The following is a 16,422-nucleotide window of genomic DNA, read 5'->3' as shown; positions in this document are numbered from 1 at the left end:
TTAAGTTGCATATAAAAACCCTTTTTAGGTATCCGCAACCGTTCTATGCTCTTAAACAGGCATTAAAAATGCAACTTTAAAAGGAAGCCATCATGTATTGTGTGCAATGTGAACAGACCATCCGAACCCCAGCCAGCAATGGTTGCGCCTACGCGCAAGGCATGTGCGGCAAAACTGCCGAAACGTCTGACCTGCAGGATCTGCTGGTCGCCGTACTTCAGGGGTTGTCTGCCTGGGCGTTGCAGGCCCGCGCGCTGGGCATCGTCGATCACGAGATCGACAGTTTTTCACCCCGTGCCTTCTTCTCTACCCTGACCAACGTAAACTTTGATTCGCCACGTATCATCGGTTACGCCCGTGAGGCGATTCGTTTGCGGCAGGGGTTGGCAACCCGTTGCAGGTTGCTGGACGCAGGCGTCTCGGTCGATCATCCGATGGCGGAACTGCAACTGGCGGGCGACGACATCCCGACGCTACTGCAACAGGCTACCGAGTTTGCGCTGAACAAGGATAAAGCCGCTATTGGCGACGATATCCACGGGCTGCGTATGCTGTGCCTGTACGGTCTGAAAGGCGCCGCTGCCTATATGGAGCACGCGCATGTACTGGGACAGCACGATGACGTCTTGTACGCCGACTACCATGCGCTGATGGCCTGGCTCGGCACCGCACCTACCGATATCGACACGCTGCTTAGCAACGCAATGGCTATCGGCAAGATGAATTTCAACGTGATGGCGATACTGGATCAGGGGGAAACCTCTGCCTACGGTCATCCACAGCCGACCCAGGTTAACGTACGCCCGGTCGCTGGCAAGGCAATCCTGATTTCCGGTCATGATCTGAAAGACCTGCGTATGCTACTGGAGCAGACCGAAGGCACCGGTATCAATATCTATACTCACGGCGAAATGTTGCCAGCGCACGGCTACCCAGAGTTGAAGAAATTCTCTCATCTGGTCGGGAACTACGGCAGCGGCTGGCAGAACCAGCAAACCGAATTTGCTAAATTCCCCGGCCCGATTCTGATGACCTCCAACTGTATCATCGACCCGAATGTAGGCCAGTATACCGACCGAATCTGGACCCGCAGCATCGTCGGCTGGCCAGGTGCTCAACACCTCGAAGGGGATGATTTCAGCGCTGTCATCGCACAGGCACAGCAACTGCCAGGCTTTCCGTACAGTGAGATTGAACATCTGATTACCGTCGGTTTTGGCCGTCAGACATTGCTGAATGCCGCTGATACCGTGATTGACCTGGTCGCCAGCCAAAAACTTCGCCATGTCTTTTTGGTTGGCGGTTGTGACGGTAGTCGTACCGAACGCAGTTACTACACTGATTTCGCCTGCAGCGTACCGCAAGATTGCCTGATCATGACGCTGGCGTGCGGTAAATATCGCTTCAATAAGCTGGACTTCGGTACGCTGGAAGGCTTGCCGCGCTTGCTGGATGTCGGTCAGTGTAACGACGCTTACTCCGCTATCATGCTGGCGGTCAACCTGGCGGAAAAACTGGGTTGCGGCGTCAACGATCTACCGCTGAGTCTGGTGCTGTCATGGTTCGAGCAGAAAGCGATTGTCATCCTGCTGACGCTGCTGTCGCTGGGTGTGAAAAATATCTACACCGGCCCTACCGCACCTGGATTCCTGACACCGTCGCTGCTGGCGATACTGAACGAGAAGTTCGGTATGCGTGCCATCACCACCGTAGAGCAGGACCTGAAAGACATTCTCGCTGCCTGACTTTTTTGTTGACCTTAGCCTTCCGCGCTGCTGTCGCGGAAGGCTGTTATGGAGACGACTCATGACCATGCCTACCCCACAGTGCCCAAACCGTATGCAGATGCACTCCCTCCATCAGGAAACGCCGGATGTATGGACGCTTTCGCTGATCAGTCATGACTTTTACCCCTGGCAGCCCGGCCAATATGCACTGGTCAGCATCGCCAACAGTAGTGAAACGCTGCGTGCCTATACCCTCTCTTCCTCACCGGGACTCAGCCCGTTCATCACCTTCACCGTGCGACGGTTGGAAAGCGGCACAGGCTCGCGCTGGCTGACTGGGCAGGTAAAACCCGGCGACTATCTGTGGGTTTCTGATGCACAAGGCGAATTTACCTGCACCCGCGCCGTTAGTGATCGCTACCTGATGCTGGCCGCAGGCTGCGGTGTGACGCCGATTATGTCGATGACGCGCTGGCTGCTGGCCAACCGCCCGCACACCGATATTCAGGTCATCTTCAATGTTCGCTCCCCACAACACGTGATTTTTGCTGCGGAATGGCAAGCACTGCGCCAGCGTTATCCACAGCAACTGCACTTAACCCTGATGGCGGAACAGCAGGCTGAAGCCGGTTTTCTCAGCGGACGACTTACTGAATCCGTGCTATCGCAACAGGTGCCGGATATCCTCAGCCGCACGGTAATGACCTGTGGTCCACAGCCCTATATGAAACAGGTGGAAACCTTCTGTTTACAGGCCGGCGTTCCGGGTGATCGGATTTTCAAAGAGCAATTCGGTGCTCCTGATGCTGAGGTGGATGGCGATGGCGAACAACTCATCATGGCTATCCGCCATTCATTGCAACAGGTGAACGTTCCGGTCGGCATCAGTCTGCTGGCAGCGCTGGAAAGCCATCAGTTGCCGGTGAATGCCGCCTGTCGCGCCGGCGTATGTGGTAGCTGCAAAACCCGGATTCTTAGCGGCAACTATACCACCACCAGCACAATGACATTGACACCTGAAGAAATTGAAAACGGCTATGTGCTAGCGTGCAGTTGTCAGTTACAAGGCGATGTCGAACTCGCCTGATTTTCCCACACCATTTTGCCATAAGGCATACGCCATTCTCACAAGCCCCGCCGCATTTTCATTAACAAACTGTTAAGGTGGGGTTTTTCCCCCTTCCGCTTCCGGCTATATTTAGGTTATGTCACGCTTATCGCGGGGCACAGCCTATGTTGTATTGATATGTATTGCGGGTGTGAATATCGACAGGGACACCGCTGCAGTTTCAATTGCGCTGTTGTGGCAGGAGCAAAATACATGATGACCTTCAAACCCGCCCCGATTCTGATTATTGGCGCCAGTGGTTATATTGGCCGCCACCTCATTGCAAGACTGAGCCAGCAAGGTCAAACAATGATTGCCGCTTCGCGTCGTATCGACTCGCTGGCAGCGCTGAATCTTCCTGGCGTACGCTGTGAACATGTAGACCTGATGAAACCACACACGCTGCCAGAAGGATTATGGCAGACAGAAACCCTCTATTATCTGGCGCACAGTATGGGCGACGGCGCTGATTTCCTGGAACGTGAATACCAGTCGGCGCAAAACCTGCGTCAGGTGCTGCGCACCAGCCGGGTCCAACAAATTATCTATCTGGGTTCAGCGCAGACCGAACGCCGTCCATCCACCCACATGCAGGCACGCAAGCTGACCGGTGATATTCTGCGCAGCAGCGGCATTCCCGTCACCGAGCTGCGTGCAGGGATTATCGTCGGCCCAGGTTCTGCCGCGTTCGAAATTATGCGTGATATGGTGAACAATTTGCCGGTGCTGACGCCGCCACGCTGGGTACGTTCAAAATCCGCGCCTATCGCGCTGGAAAATCTGCTCACCTACCTGACGGAACTGAGGCACTATCCAGCCGGGCAGCATCGTATTTTTGACGCAGCCGGGCCGGAATACCTCAGTTACCAGACCTTGTTCGAGCGTTTTATCCGCATTACCGGCAAACGTCGCTTGCTGCTCCCAATCCCGGTGCCGACCGGATTAGTCTCAGCCTGGTTTCTCAATCTGGTAACCTCAGTGTCCAGTTCTACCGCCAAAGCGCTGGTGCAAGGGCTACGTCACGATCTGCCAATGGACGACAGCGAACTACGCCGCCTGATCCCGCAGCGGCTGCTGGGGTTTGATGAGGCGGTGCAAGCCACACTAGATGACGAAAAAGCGGCAGCACAGCACCCCGACTGGGGATATGACCCTGATGTACAGGCGCGCTGGCGCGCTGACTATGCTTTCTATCCTAAACAAGCGGGTTACAGCCATAAAACCAGAGCCAGCAGTCAGGCATTGTGGCAAGTCGTTCAGCAAATCGGTGGGCAGGACGGCTATTTTTACGCCAACCCCTTGTGGGCAATCCGGGCCAAAATAGATGACTGGTGCGGCAATCAGGTTATTTACCGTCGGCCAGAGCGAACCGAGTTGCTTGAAGGCGACCTCGTCAACGGCTGGAAGGTCATCCGGGTCAAGCCATGTCAGCAGTTGGTATTGTTATTTGGTATGAAAGCTCCGGGGTTAGGGCGGCTAGCTTTTTCTATTGCTGATCGCGGCACCTATCGGGTACTGGATGTCCGTGCCTGGTGGCATCCTGCCGGCTGTAACGGGCTGGGTTACTGGTTCCTGATGATGCCTGCGCATCTGTTCGTGTTTCGAGGTATGGCACGCCGCATCGCGGTATTAGCACAGGAAGCGGAACGACTGGATATTGATAGCCTTACTCATGGCGACTAAGAAACCATCCCAACAGGCTCATTCGCTTGCCATGTGGACCACGGGCCGTACCGGATGCCTCAGGCACCCGTGTACGCCCCGGTTTATCCACAGTACCACTTGCCGGAACCGGTTCTACGTCATGTTGATTGATGCTACAACGTGGTGTCTGTCTTAACCAAAGGTGGAATGATTGTTATCCATTACCGGCGTTTCCTTGCATGATGCCATCGCGCCATATTTTTCCAACAACGCATCGACAATGGCTTCGGTTTCCGCATCCGCTTCACCATCATAGCGCTGTTGCCGGAAGTGCATCTGAAATGCCGCCACTACACGTTGCTGCTGGATATCGCTCATACCCGGAGTGACCTCATAGCCATAACACGCCAGTTTTTCCAGCAACGCGTTTTTGTCTACCGGATCATATTCCTGTCTGTTTGCCAGGTAGAAGCGAACCCGCTGTGCATCCGGCCAGGCACCAATCCCCTCCTGCGCCAGTTGCTGCCAGGGAAACAACGGTCCTGGGTCGAGTTTGCGCTGGGGAGCGATATCGCTATGCCCCACCACATACTGTGGTGCAATATGATGACGGGCGATGATGTCACGAGCAAGGTGGGTTACCAACGAAATCTGTTGTGGTGTATAGGGTTGCCACACACCGGTGCCGGACGCGGTTTGTTGTAAGCCAAGATTTTCCTGTTCAATACCAATGGATGTGCCGTTCAACTGGGTATAACCGCGCCAGTAACTGGTGCCTGCATGCCAGGCGGATTGCGATTCGGGCACCAACCGCCACGCTACGGGTTTGCGACTGACCTGCGGTGGATGAGCCGGCACCAGATAATGTGCACTCACCTGTCCAGTAGTAAGTATTTTCAGTGAAGCGCCAAAGTCTTCCGCTGTATAGTGAAACACCAGGAAGCGAACCCGATCACTCCGGCTAATAGCCGTAGACGACACATCCAGTTGGTAATCTCCCTCATCAATATAGCGCTCACGAGTATGACAGCCCGCCAGCAGCATCAATAAAATTAGCGTCACGCTCCGCCATGACAATCCGATAATCAAGCGATTCATGATAAGCGAACCATAACTGGGGAATCGCCGACTGACACCATCAACATGCTGCGGTCTTTGCCAACTGTTTCATAGTCAATATCAATGCCGACAATTGTATCCATCCCCACCAGTTCCTTATCCTGCTGTTGCATTTCCCGAAAAGCTATCTGTCGGGCATAGCGTCGCTCCTTTTCATAGGCTCCGAAACGACCACCGACAATATTGCTGATACCAGCAAAAAAATCCTGGAAGATATTAACATCAGGAATCGTTTTGCCTGTTATCACGCCGCAGTAAGTTTCAATGACGTGACCTTCCAACATCGATGTAGTGGATAATTGCGATATAGTGGGTAATTGCATCATGTCTCCTCGCATTCAGATGAGCGGTTCAAACCTACCGCACTTCCCTGCGATTTGCTTACGCTTTGATAGCAATTACCACCATTAACAGATTTTTCTGCAACACAATCATCACCAATCGCATATTTTTGCAACGCATCTGGCTATAACCGGGGAAAGTTATAGCTGAAGATTGTTTGCCACTGTGCGGCTATCACCTTGACAAATCTAGCCATCATCGCGGCAAAGCGAGATTTTGTGCTAAAATATCAACAGTAACTCGTGTATTTGCAAATTTTAACCCATGGTGATTGCATAACTATTCTGCCGAGGCTACCATTTGCGGCATCAATGTCTATTCAATTCTTGCGCATGAGTATTCAACTAAACAGCATTAACTGTTTCTATGGCGCACAGCAGGCGCTGTTCGATGTCACCCTCGATTGTCCCGCTGGCGAAACGCTGGTGTTGCTCGGCCCCAGCGGCGCTGGCAAAAGTTCGTTATTACGGGTACTGAACCTGCTGGAAACGCCCCGATCCGGTACGTTGAGCATCGGCGGCAATACTTTCGATTTTAGCCAGATGCCCGTCGAAAGCGCCATTCGTGACCTGCGCCGCAATGTCGGCATGGTGTTCCAGCAGTATAATTTATGGCCACATCTCACCGTGCAGCAAAATCTGGTCGAAGCACCCTGCCGCGTATTGGGACTTAACCGTCAGGATGCACATGCTCGCGCAGAAAAATTGCTGAATCGTTTGCGGCTTAGCGACTTTGCCGACCGCTACCCGTTGCACCTCTCCGGCGGTCAGCAGCAACGAGTTGCCATCGCCCGTGCGCTAATGATGGAACCGCAGGTCTTATTATTCGACGAACCGACCGCCGCCCTCGACCCGGAAATCACCGCTCAGGTGGTTAGCATTATTAAGGAATTGAGCGAAACCGGTATCACTCAGGTCATCGTCACCCATGAAGTGGATTTCGCACGCAAAACCGCCAGCCGCGTGGTGTACATGGAAAATGGCCTCATTGTGGAACAAGGCGACGCCTCACACTTTTCCCAACCACAGACACCAGCATTTGCTGGCTATTTATCTCACTGATAGATAAGGATAATAACATGAAAAAATTGTTTGTTGCCGCTCTGCTCGGCGGGTTAAGCTTTTCTTCTGGCGCAGCCGAAACCATTCGCTTTGCCACCGAGGCGTCCTACCCTCCGTTTGAATCGGTAGACGCCAGTAACCAGATCGTCGGCTTCGACATTGATCTCGCTAATGCGTTGTGCAAACACATTCAGGCCACCTGCACCTTCAGCAACCAGGCATTTGATAGTCTGATTCCCGGCCTGAAATTCCGTCGCTACGATGCGGTAATCGCCGGTATGGACATCACCCCGGAACGCCAGCAGCAAGTCTCTTTTACCCAGCCGTACTATGAAAACTCAGCGCTGTTCATTGCTCAGAAAGGCAAACTGGCGGATATCGCCGCGCTGAAAGGCAAGCGTGTCGGGGTACAGAATGGCACCACGCACCAGAAATTCCTGCTGGATAAGCACAAAGACATCACCGTCGTGCCGTATGACAGTTACCAGAACGCGGTGCTGGACCTGAAGAATGGTCGTCTGGACGCCGTCTTCGGCGACACTGCCGTCGTGAACGAGTGGCTGAAAGAGAACGCAAATCTGGCTTCTGTTGGCGATAAAGTTACCGATAAAGACTATTTCGGCATCGGCTTGGGTATTGCGGTTCGCCAGAACAATGATGAGCTGGTGAAAAAATTCAACGATGCGCTGAACAACATCAAGCAGGATGGCACCTACCAGACCATCTACAAGAAATGGTTCCAGCAGTAATCCGATAGAAAATCAATGACTGAATTTCAACCTCTTGCAAGCGCCGCCGGGATGACCGTCGGCCTTGCCGTTTGTGCTCTGCTACTAGGCCTGCTGCTGGCAATGTTGTTTGCCCTGTGGGAAACCGCGCGCTGGAAAGCGCTCAGCGCTTGTGGCACCGCGATAGTTACCCTGCTGCGCGGCTTGCCGGAAATTCTGGTGGTGCTATTTATCTATTTTGGCTCGTCCCAGTTGTTGCTGGTGCTGTCCGACGGTTTCACACTCAATCTCGGTCTGGTGCAGATGCCTGTCAAACTGGCTATCGATAATTTTGAAGTCAGCCCGTTTCTGTGTGGCGTTATTGCATTGTCGCTGCTGTATGCCGCCTATGCATCGCAGACGCTACGTGGCGCACTGAAAGCGGTACCGCGTGGTCAGTGGGAGTCAGGTCAGGCGCTGGGAATGAGCAAAAGCGCGATCTTTCGCCGTCTGATTATGCCGCAAATGTGGCGTCATGCCCTGCCGGGGCTAGGTAACCAGTGGCTGGTGTTGCTAAAAGACACCGCGTTGGTCTCGCTGATTAGCGTCAATGACCTGATGTTGCAAACCAAAAGCATAGCCACCCGTACTCAGGAACCCTTCACCTGGTACATGATTGCTGCTGCTATCTATCTGGCGATTACCCTGTTAAGTCAGGCGATCCTGAAAAAGATTGAAACGCGCGCCACACGCTTTGAACGGAGACCGTCCTGATGCTGGACTATATTCCCGAACTGCTGAAAGGGCTGCACACCAGTCTGGTGCTGACATTGGCCGCGCTGTTGCTGGCGTTATTGCTGTCGTTGCTGTTGACGGTGATTTTGACGCTAAAAACCCCGGTGCTGTCGGCTCTGGCCAAAGGCTATATCACCTTGTTTACCGGCACCCCGCTGCTGGTGCAGATTTTCCTGATTTATTACGGTCCTGGCCAATTCGACTCGATTCGACACGTTGAGTGGTTGTGGAATCTGCTATCGCAGCCGTGGTTGTGCGCAGTCAGCGCGCTGGCGCTGAACAGCGCAGCCTATACCACACAGCTGTTCTACGGTGCGGTGCGAGCTATTCCGGCAGGACAATGGCAGTCCTGCGCGGCGTTGGGGATGAATCAGCGCCAGACATTGCGTATTCTGCTGCCGTTTGCGTTTAAACGTGCACTTTCGTCGTACTCCAACGAGGTGGTGTTGGTGTTTAAGGGTACTTCGCTGGCCTACACTATTACGCTGATGGAAGTGATGGGCTACGGTCAGTTGCTGTACGGTCGTACCTATGACGTGCTGGTATTTGGCGCGGCAGGGATTGTCTACCTGTGCGTCAATGGCCTGTTGACGCTACTGATGCGCATCGTCGAACGACGCGCACTACGTTTCGAACAGCGCAACACCTGAATCATCAGCAAGCATGACCTAAATGCTGATTACGCCGGCTTTTATGCCGGCGTTTTTATGCATAAAAACTCATCTCCCAGATGAACCATCAATTTAAATCTGTTTTATTTTTAATTAATTAAAAAATCTCTCTCAAAAAAAACTATCCAAACACCATTTAAATTGAATTTATAATCATTTAATTTGCATAAAAAAACATTTAATGACATGCTGTCGTTATCCTTTTCAACGACAATCACGTTGATAAACATAAGTTAAGCTGGAGTACTTGATGAAAAAATTGATTCTTGCCGCACTGCTGTCCACCACCACCCTTAGCACCATGACCTTTAACGCTATGGCGGCAGACACTATCCGCTTCGCCGCATCGGCCACTTATCCGCCATTCGAATCTCTGGATGCCAGCAACCAGATCGTCGGGTTTGATATCGATCTCGCCAATGCGCTGTGCAAACAATTACAGGCAACCTGTAGCTTCACCAATCAGGCATTTGACAGCCTGATTCCGGCGCTGAAATTCCGCCGTTACGACGCCATTATTTCCGGAATGGACATCACACCAGAACGCAGCAAGCAAGTGGCGTTTACCCAACCGTACTACGCCAACTCAGCGATCATCATTGCTCAGAAAGGCAAATATCACACACTTACCGAGCTGAAAGGTAAACGCATCGGCATGGAAAATGGCACAACTCACCAGAAATTCTTGCAGGAAAAACACCCGGAGGTCACAACCGTCCCGTACGACAGTTACCAGAATGCGTTGATCGACCTGAAAAACGGTCGCCTGGACGGCGTATTCGGCGATACCGCCGTGGTGAACGAATGGCTGAAAACCAACCCGGATCTGGCAACCGTCGGCGAGAAAGTGACCGACCCTGCCTATTTCGGCATCGGACTGGGTATTGCAGTACGGCCAGACAATCAGGCGCTGCTGGAAAAATTGAACGGCGCACTGAACGCCATCAATGCTAACGGCACTTACAAAGCCATCAACGACAAGTGGTTCCCACAGCAATAAACCGTGCCCTGCCTTTACGCTGTCGGTTGTTGCCGACAGCGTGCTCCAGATGAATCACCTGGTTACGCAGTGCCCTATCTGATCCCGCTACAGGACAGTATGGCGCGAGGCCGCAACAAGCACGTCAAATGCGCCGTTGCAGCAGCGTCAGCACCTCGTAATGCGCAGTATGCGGGAACATATCGAATAACTGTACCTGCTGAATCTGGTACGCCGACAGACGCGTGATGTCTCTCGCCATGCTTTCGGCGTTGCAACTGGAGTAAAGGAGATACGGCGGGGCCATCCGGCTTAGATAATCGCACAATTCGGCACCAATACCACGCCGGGGGGGATTGACGATCACCAGATCCGGCGTCTGTGCTTCGCCAACGGCAAAGTGGGTGGAATCAAGCGCAGCAAAGTTGACGTGTTTCATCCCCATTTGCTCAGCCGAACGCTGTGCACAAGCAATGGCTTCGGGGCTAATTTCAATACCGGTGAGCGGCATGTCAGGCCCGGCGCAATGCAGGCCGAATCCGCCCACGCCGCAAAACAGATCCCACACACTGCGCACCGACAGCGCCGATACCCATTGCCGGGCGGTGTCATACAAGGCAGCGGCTACCTGCGGGTTGGTCTGGAAGAAGCTTTGCGGCCTGATGTACAGCGGCACCTGATTAAAGCGTTCTTCCAGCGCCTGCGTTTGCGTCAGCGGAATCTCCTGCTCCCCTTCCAGTATCGCCTGATGGACTGGCTGAATATTAGCGGATATCACCGCCAACTGCGGCAACTGCTGCTGTAACCACGGCAGCGCGGCGCGCAGTTGCGACAGCTTGGTTTCGGAACGCAGCACAAAACGCAGCATGAAATGACCACTCAGGGTGCTTTGCGTCAACAGCAAATATTTCAGTTCCCCCCGGCGTCGGGCAACGTTATAGGGCGTCAGCCCGGCGCGGGCAATGAACGTTTTCAATACGCTAAACACCGGCACAAAACTGTCGGGATACAGCGGACAATCACAAAGATCCACCGCCGCACCATCACGATGCAGCATCCCCAGCAGCGGGCGTTCGACACTACCACTAACGACCATCTTAGCTTTATTGCGAAAGGCGATTTCCGCCGAGGTTACTGGCATCAGCCAGCGCTGAACCGGAAGCGCGGCCAGCAAGCCGAGCAGATGCTGCTGCTTATCGGTTACCTGCTGCGAATAGGCGGTTTCCAGCCATTGACAGGAACGGCACAAGCCGTCGTTATAGCGGGCACATTGCATGGAGAGTCTGGAATCTGTCGTCAACATCAAGGGGGCTGATTGTATCACCCCCGTGCGAGAAAGTTAGGGATGGCGTGTAAAAAAACGCTGGCTGCGCCGGGGCAGAAACAACAGCAAAATCAGCAGAAAATCCGGCAACCGCTGCATCAGCAAATGGTGCAAAATCTCACCGATACCGTCGCCGCTGACATGAAAAATCGGTGGCAAAAACTCCATCAGCGACGCCGTCAGCATGTAGAGCGTCACCAGGAACTGGGTTAGCAGGAAGCACCAGCGCCCCCAATTCAACCCACTGAGTACCGCAAATCCGCAGCGAACTTCGAGACACACCACCAACAGCGCAGCCAGTAGTACCAACGTACTGTCCCACTGTTTGGCGCTACTGCTAAGCCAACCACCAAAACCATTCAGCCCCAGTTCACTGATAGTCAGGACGATCCCCATACACCGGGTAGCGATAATCGCTGAACCTGCCACCATGATAGCGACGGGGGCAAACATGCCACGTCGCGGCAGTTCCCGTTTACCGTACAGTATGATTGCGTTCCCCCTGAAATCGCCACGCCACCAGAAAGTATGGCGACGTGGCGAAAATTGGCAAGTTCAGGGCGAAACCGAAACGCTATCAGCCACGCCTTGCTTTTTGCAAATCACGCTGACGTTGCTTTTCCGCCCTGGCCATAAACCACCAGACAATCAAACCGATAATGCCTACTACCAACAATATCAGAGACGCCAGCGCGTTAATTTGCGGGTTAACACCCATTCTTACGCTGGAAAAAACCAGCATCGGCAACGTAGTGGCACCGGGACCGGAGACAAAGCTGGCAATCACCAGATCATCCAGCGACAGGGTAAAGGCCAGCAGCCAGCCGGACACCAGCGCTGGTGCTATCATCGGCACAGTTATGATAAAAAACACCTTCAGCGGCGTCGCCCCCAGATCCATCGCCGCTTCTTCAATCGAATGATCCAACTCGCGCAGGCGGGCACTGATAACCACGGTGACATATGCCGAACAGAATGTGACGTGCGCCAGCCAGATGGTCAACATACCGCGTTCTGCCGGCCAGCCGATAGCCTGCGCCAACGCCACAAACAGCAGCAACAGCGACAACCCGGTGATCACATCCGGCATGACCAGCGGCGCGGTCAGCATAAAAGCAAACCCGTTAGAACCACGGAAATTGCCGAAGCGCACCATCACTACCGCCGCCAGCGTCCCCAATACCACCGCCATGGTGGCCGACGCCGCCGCTATAGTCAGGCTAAGTAATACCGCGCTGATCATCGCAGAATCTTCAAACAACGCGCCGTACCACTGGGTGGACCAACCCGCCCACACCGTCACCAGACGGGAACTATTGAAGGAATAGACAACCAGCATCAACATCGGTGCATACAGAAAGCTGTATCCCAGCACCAGAATCAGTGTTCGCCACGGCGAACGCACGACCGGTAAATTGTTCATGCCTGATCCTCCGCAACTTTATTCTGATGTTTATGGAACCAGATGATCGGTACGATCAGCAGGAATAGCATCACCATCGCCACCGCCGATGCCACCGGCCAGTCACGGTTATTGAAGAACTCCTGCCACAGAATGCGACCAATCATAATGCTGTCCGGTCCACCCAACAGTTCAGGAATCACGTACTCGCCCACGGTGGGAATAAATACCAGCATCGACCCGGCGATAATGCCGCCTTTGGTCAGCGGCACAATCACGCTAAAGAAGGTTTTTACCGGTCTGGCGCCCAAATCCAGCGAAGCTTCAACCAGCGAGTAATCAAGGCGGGTCAGCGCGGTGTAAATCGGCAACACCATAAATGGCAGATAGGAATAGACCACACCGATATACACCGCCAGATTGGTATGCAAAATCACCAGTGGCTGATCGATAACCCCAAGCCAGATCAGGAAATTATTCAGAATGCCGTTGTCTTTAAGAATTCCCATCCAGGCATATACACGGATCAGGAACGAGGTCCATGACGGCAGAATCACCAGCAGCAACAAGATGTTGCGAGTGGACGGCTTGCTGTGCGCTACTGCCCACGCCATTGGGTACCCCACGGCCAGACAGCACAAGGTAGAAATCGCCGCCACTTTCAGCGACTGCAGATAAGCGTCGATGTACAGCGGGTCGGACAGCAGTTGCAGGTAATTACCGATATTCAGGCTGATTTGCAGCCGATCCTCCGCCCATTCAATCAAATCGGTGTAAGGCGGCACAGTACGCGCCATCTCCGCAAAACTGATCTTGAAGACGATCAGAAACGGCAGCATAAACAGGCATAGCAGCCACAGATAGGGCAGCGCGATAACCAGCTTGCGGCCATGCGCCAGACGCAGCCGAGCCAACGTGGCGCGCAGTGGGCTCATTGACTGGCCCGGTGGTTCATGTTGTTCAGATAACATCGCCATAGCGTCTTCCCCCGTTACACCGTCAGCACCACACAGCTGTCCGCATCCCAGCACAAGCGGACTTCATCCCCCCAGGTGGGCGAGCCTTTACGGAATCGGTCGGCGTTTTGCAACTGGGCACTGATAGTCTGCCCACTGTTCAACCGGACATGGTAGATAGAGAGATCGCCCAGATAAGCGATGTGTACCACTTCACCCACAGCAAAGTTACAGCCGTCTGCCGGCACGTCTTCGCACAGCATGATTTTTTCCGGACGCAGCGCGATATATACCGGCACGCCGTCCACCACCGACACATCCGAATTGACCTTCAGCGGATGCACCAGCCCCGGACTCTGCACGATAAGCGCATCATCCTGGCGTTCTTTCAGCAACCCTTCGAACATGTTGACCGAACCAATAAACTCGGCGCTGAAGCGGCTGTTCGGGTTTTCGTATATCTCTTCCGGCTCGCCAATCTGCACGAACTTGCCGCGATTCATAATGGCGATACGGCCTGCCATGGTCATGGCTTCTTCCTGATCGTGCGTGACCATCACGCAAGTCACCCCCACTCTCTCCAGGATATCGACCACTTCCAATTGCATACGGTCACGCAATTTTTTATCCAGCGCGCCCATCGGCTCATCCAGCAACAACAGTTTGGGACGTTTAGCCAGGCTACGCGCCAGTGCCACGCGCTGACGCTGACCGCCGGAAAGCTGATGCGGTTTACGTCCGGCGAATTCCTGCATATGCACCAGCGTCAGCATCTCTTCCACGCGATCATTGATTTCGCCGCGTGACAGCTTGTCCTGTTTCAGGCCAAAAGCGATATTCTTCTCCACCGTCATATGCGGGAACAACGCGTAAGACTGAAACATCATATTGATCGGACGTTGGTAAGGCGGCACCAGAGACAGGTCCTGCCCGTCCAGCACAATTTGCCCTTGGGTAGGCTGTTCAAAGCCAGCCAACATGCGAAGCAGCGTGGATTTGCCACATCCTGAGGCGCCCAACAGGGCGAAAATCTCACCTTTGTAGATGGTCAGACTGACGTCATCAACCGCAAACTGACCATCATAGGATTTGGTCAGGTTGCGCACTTCCAGCAACGGCGTGGCTGCCTTCTGGGGCTTGGGGCGGGGAATCGCTTCGTTCACTTAATATTGCTCTCCGGCAGAAGCAGAACAAAATCGCAGTCACATGACTGCGACACAAATAACACAAACAGGCGGGGTTGAGCCGCCTGTTGCATGAAAGTGGAATCAAGGCCAGCGATTATTTACCGCTTTTTACCTTGGTCCACGAGCGCGTAATCACGCGGTCGATTTTGGGAGATTGCACTTTGAGCGTGTACAATTTGGCCCGAATATCCGCAGGCGGATAAATATTCGGATTGTTGCGCACTTCATCTTTCACCAGTGCTGTCGCCTCTTTATTGGGGTTGGCGTAATACACATGGTTACTGATGTTGGCAATCACTTCCGGTCTCAGCAAATAGTTAAGGAACTGATAGGCTGAATCCAGATTTTTGGCATCTTTTGGAATCGCAAATACGTCAAAAAACGCCAGCGCGCCTTCCTTCGGAATGCTGTAGCTAATGTTCACGCCGTTTTTCGCTTCTTTCGCCCGGTTCGCCGCTTGCAGGACATCGCCAGCCCAACCGATTGCCACACAAATATCGCCGTTGGCCAGATCGTTGATGTACTGAGACGAGTGGAAGTAGCGGATGTTCGGACGCAATTTCAGCAGCAGATCGGTCGCATCTTTGGTGTAATCCGCCTCGTTGGTGCTGTTCGGGTTTTTGCCCTGATAGTTGAGCACCGTGGCATAAATTTCAGCCGGTGCGTCAAGGAAAGAGACACCACAGCTCTTGAGTTTTTCCAGATTTTCCGGTTTCAGCACCAGATCCCAACTGTTAACCGGCGCATCTTTGCCCAACACGGCTTTCACTTTATCCACGTTGTAGCCAATACCGGTGGTCGCCCACAGATACGGCACGGCATATTTATGGCCCGGATCGTGTTCCTCGATAAGTTTCATCAACTCAGGATCAAGGTTTTTGTAGTTTGGCAGTTTGCTTTTATCCAGCGGCTGAAAGACACCGGCACTGATCTGACGCCCCAGGAAACTGGCGGAAGGCACCACCAGGTCAAACCCTGTACTGCCGGCCATCAGTTTGCCTTCCAACACCTCGTTGGAGTCAAACACGTCATACACGACTTTAATGCCGCTTTCTTTCTGGAAGTTCTCCAGTGTGTCCGGCGCGATGTAATCAGACCAGTTATAAATATGCAGCGTTTTCTCTTCCGCAGATGCGGTGACGGACGCGGCTACCATTAAGCCGGCTAAAACACCCGAAAGCCATTTTTTACGTTGGGTGAACATCCGTTCCTTCCTCCATACCAGGGGTAAATACAGGGGGGTGAATGCACGGTGCCCGCAAGCAACACCGCTCTTTGTTTCGCTGGAATCAGCATGACAACATAATGAATGGCTATGCACGCGCTTTTTTCATCGTTAACGCACCGCCCGCCACAACGTTATTATCTGAACCATACAGAAATAAAGCATAACCGCACTG

The 16,422-nt window shown here is 53.4% G+C and carries 16 protein-coding genes; 8 read left to right on the top strand and 8 right to left on the bottom strand.

All coding sequences use genetic code 11. The annotated features are described in order from the left end of the window. Positions 1-92 precede the first annotated feature (92 nt). The 3 genes from hcp to Dpoa2040_RS01235 all read left to right on the top strand — a co-directional run bounded on the left by hcp (position 93) and on the right by Dpoa2040_RS01235 (position 4,518). Complete coding sequence (gene hcp / locus Dpoa2040_RS01245; RefSeq protein ID WP_042870206.1) at positions 93-1,745, top strand: hydroxylamine reductase; 1,653 nt, start codon at positions 93-95, stop codon at positions 1,743-1,745. A gap of 61 nt (positions 1,746-1,806) precedes the next feature. Further along, positions 1,807-2,814, top strand: coding sequence for an NADH oxidoreductase (gene hcr / locus Dpoa2040_RS01240; RefSeq protein ID WP_168640004.1), 1,008 nt, complete (start codon positions 1,807-1,809; stop codon positions 2,812-2,814). Positions 2,815-3,048: 234 nt separating this feature from the next. Beyond that, entirely contained in the window at positions 3,049-4,518 is a 1,470-nt protein-coding gene (locus tag Dpoa2040_RS01235; RefSeq protein WP_210423772.1) for a DUF2867 domain-containing protein, read from the top strand. A 153-nt stretch (positions 4,519-4,671) separates the two neighbouring features. Here Dpoa2040_RS01235 and Dpoa2040_RS01230 read toward each other — a convergent pair whose 3' ends face one another. After that, positions 4,672-5,577, bottom strand: coding sequence for an N-acetylmuramoyl-L-alanine amidase (locus tag Dpoa2040_RS01230; RefSeq protein WP_168640003.1), 906 nt, complete (start codon positions 5,575-5,577; stop codon positions 4,672-4,674). Continuing rightward, on the bottom strand, positions 5,574-5,921 hold the full coding sequence (locus Dpoa2040_RS01225) for a heavy metal-binding domain-containing protein (protein ID WP_168640002.1): 348 nt from the start codon (positions 5,919-5,921) through the stop codon (positions 5,574-5,576). The genes Dpoa2040_RS01230 and Dpoa2040_RS01225 overlap by 4 nt, the downstream gene beginning before the upstream one ends. A 351-nt stretch (positions 5,922-6,272) precedes the next feature. Here Dpoa2040_RS01225 and artP point away from each other — a divergent pair, with 351 nt between their 5' ends. The 5 genes from artP (at position 6,273) to Dpoa2040_RS01200 (ending at position 10,174) form a co-directional block, all read left to right on the top strand. Beyond that, a complete protein-coding gene (gene artP, locus Dpoa2040_RS01220; RefSeq protein ID WP_168640019.1) occupies positions 6,273-7,001 on the top strand; it encodes an arginine ABC transporter ATP-binding protein ArtP in 729 nt (242 codons plus the stop codon). 17 nt (positions 7,002-7,018) lie between these two features. Next, the gene (artJ, locus tag Dpoa2040_RS01215; RefSeq protein WP_168640001.1) at positions 7,019-7,750 is read left to right on the top strand and encodes an arginine ABC transporter substrate-binding protein; all 732 of its coding nucleotides are present in this window, start codon (positions 7,019-7,021) and stop codon (positions 7,748-7,750) included. Between the two features lie 15 nt (positions 7,751-7,765). Continuing rightward, on the top strand, positions 7,766-8,482 hold the full coding sequence (gene artQ, locus Dpoa2040_RS01210) for an arginine ABC transporter permease ArtQ (protein WP_168640000.1): 717 nt from the start codon (positions 7,766-7,768) through the stop codon (positions 8,480-8,482). After that, positions 8,482-9,153 carry an arginine ABC transporter permease ArtM gene (artM, locus tag Dpoa2040_RS01205; RefSeq protein ID WP_168639999.1) on the top strand — a complete coding sequence of 224 codons (672 nt, stop codon included), beginning with the start codon at positions 8,482-8,484 and terminating at the stop codon, positions 9,151-9,153. Before artQ ends, artM begins: the two co-directional genes overlap by 1 nt. A 271-nt stretch (positions 9,154-9,424) precedes the next feature. Further along, positions 9,425-10,174, top strand: a complete 750-nt coding sequence (locus Dpoa2040_RS01200; RefSeq protein WP_168639998.1) for an arginine ABC transporter substrate-binding protein — start codon at positions 9,425-9,427, stop codon at positions 10,172-10,174. Positions 10,175-10,298: 124 nt separating this feature from the next. On the opposite strand, the gene rlmC is transcribed toward Dpoa2040_RS01200, so the two are convergent. The 6 genes from rlmC to potF form a co-directional block, all read right to left on the bottom strand. After that, positions 10,299-11,456, bottom strand: coding sequence for a 23S rRNA (uracil(747)-C(5))-methyltransferase RlmC (gene rlmC, locus Dpoa2040_RS01195; protein ID WP_256376370.1), 1,158 nt, complete (start codon positions 11,454-11,456; stop codon positions 10,299-10,301). A gap of 36 nt (positions 11,457-11,492) precedes the next feature. Beyond that, positions 11,493-11,930 (bottom strand): YbjO family protein, encoded by a 438-nt coding sequence (locus Dpoa2040_RS01190; RefSeq protein ID WP_128569706.1) that lies wholly within the window; start codon positions 11,928-11,930, stop codon positions 11,493-11,495. A 124-nt stretch (positions 11,931-12,054) separates the two neighbouring features. Continuing rightward, a complete protein-coding gene (gene potI / locus Dpoa2040_RS01185; protein ID WP_042870186.1) occupies positions 12,055-12,900 on the bottom strand; it encodes a putrescine ABC transporter permease PotI in 846 nt (281 codons plus the stop codon). Further along, positions 12,897-13,856: a putrescine ABC transporter permease PotH gene (gene potH, locus Dpoa2040_RS01180; protein WP_042870184.1), complete on the bottom strand. Its 960-nt coding sequence runs from the start codon at positions 13,854-13,856 to the stop codon at positions 12,897-12,899. The genes potI and potH overlap by 4 nt, the downstream gene beginning before the upstream one ends. A gap of 14 nt (positions 13,857-13,870) precedes the next feature. Continuing rightward, positions 13,871-14,998 carry a putrescine ABC transporter ATP-binding subunit PotG gene (potG, locus tag Dpoa2040_RS01175; RefSeq protein ID WP_042870182.1) on the bottom strand — a complete coding sequence of 376 codons (1,128 nt, stop codon included), beginning with the start codon at positions 14,996-14,998 and terminating at the stop codon, positions 13,871-13,873. A gap of 118 nt (positions 14,999-15,116) precedes the next feature. Beyond that, on the bottom strand, positions 15,117-16,226 hold the full coding sequence (gene potF / locus Dpoa2040_RS01170) for a spermidine/putrescine ABC transporter substrate-binding protein PotF (RefSeq protein WP_042870180.1): 1,110 nt from the start codon (positions 16,224-16,226) through the stop codon (positions 15,117-15,119). Positions 16,227-16,422: the final 196 nt, after the last annotated feature.

Origin of the sequence: Dickeya sp. CFBP 2040 (assembly GCF_012273755.1) — a bacterium.
Taxonomy (GTDB): domain Bacteria; phylum Pseudomonadota; class Gammaproteobacteria; order Enterobacterales; family Enterobacteriaceae; genus Dickeya; species Dickeya poaceiphila.
The sequence above is the reverse complement of the archived record's forward strand: the minus strand, read 5'-3'. Positions and strand labels throughout refer to the sequence as shown.

What these genes read in the sequence shown, in the direction of transcription:
- potF (WP_042870180.1), bottom strand. Translation starts at nt 16,226, where the DNA reads ATGTTCACCCAACGTAAAAAATGGCTTTCGGGTGTTTTAGCCGGCTTA.
- artM (WP_168639999.1), top strand. Translation starts at nt 8,482, where the DNA reads ATGCTGGACTATATTCCCGAACTGCTGAAAGGGCTGCACACCAGTCTG.
- hcp (WP_042870206.1), top strand. Translation starts at nt 93, where the DNA reads ATGTATTGTGTGCAATGTGAACAGACCATCCGAACCCCAGCCAGCAAT.
- Dpoa2040_RS01235 (WP_210423772.1), top strand. Translation starts at nt 3,049, where the DNA reads ATGATGACCTTCAAACCCGCCCCGATTCTGATTATTGGCGCCAGTGGT.
- hcr (WP_168640004.1), top strand. Translation starts at nt 1,807, where the DNA reads ATGACCATGCCTACCCCACAGTGCCCAAACCGTATGCAGATGCACTCC.
- potI (WP_042870186.1), bottom strand. Translation starts at nt 12,900, where the DNA reads ATGAACAATTTACCGGTCGTGCGTTCGCCGTGGCGAACACTGATTCTG.
- artP (WP_168640019.1), top strand. Translation starts at nt 6,273, where the DNA reads ATGAGTATTCAACTAAACAGCATTAACTGTTTCTATGGCGCACAGCAG.
- potH (WP_042870184.1), bottom strand. Translation starts at nt 13,856, where the DNA reads ATGGCGATGTTATCTGAACAACATGAACCACCGGGCCAGTCAATGAGC.
- artJ (WP_168640001.1), top strand. Translation starts at nt 7,019, where the DNA reads ATGAAAAAATTGTTTGTTGCCGCTCTGCTCGGCGGGTTAAGCTTTTCT.
- artQ (WP_168640000.1), top strand. Translation starts at nt 7,766, where the DNA reads ATGACTGAATTTCAACCTCTTGCAAGCGCCGCCGGGATGACCGTCGGC.
- Dpoa2040_RS01230 (WP_168640003.1), bottom strand. Translation starts at nt 5,577, where the DNA reads ATGAATCGCTTGATTATCGGATTGTCATGGCGGAGCGTGACGCTAATT.
- rlmC (WP_256376370.1), bottom strand. Translation starts at nt 11,456, where the DNA reads ATGTTGACGACAGATTCCAGACTCTCCATGCAATGTGCCCGCTATAAC.
- Dpoa2040_RS01225 (WP_168640002.1), bottom strand. Translation starts at nt 5,921, where the DNA reads ATGCAATTACCCACTATATCGCAATTATCCACTACATCGATGTTGGAA.
- Dpoa2040_RS01200 (WP_168639998.1), top strand. Translation starts at nt 9,425, where the DNA reads ATGAAAAAATTGATTCTTGCCGCACTGCTGTCCACCACCACCCTTAGC.
- Dpoa2040_RS01190 (WP_128569706.1), bottom strand. Translation starts at nt 11,930, where the DNA reads ATGTTTGCCCCCGTCGCTATCATGGTGGCAGGTTCAGCGATTATCGCT.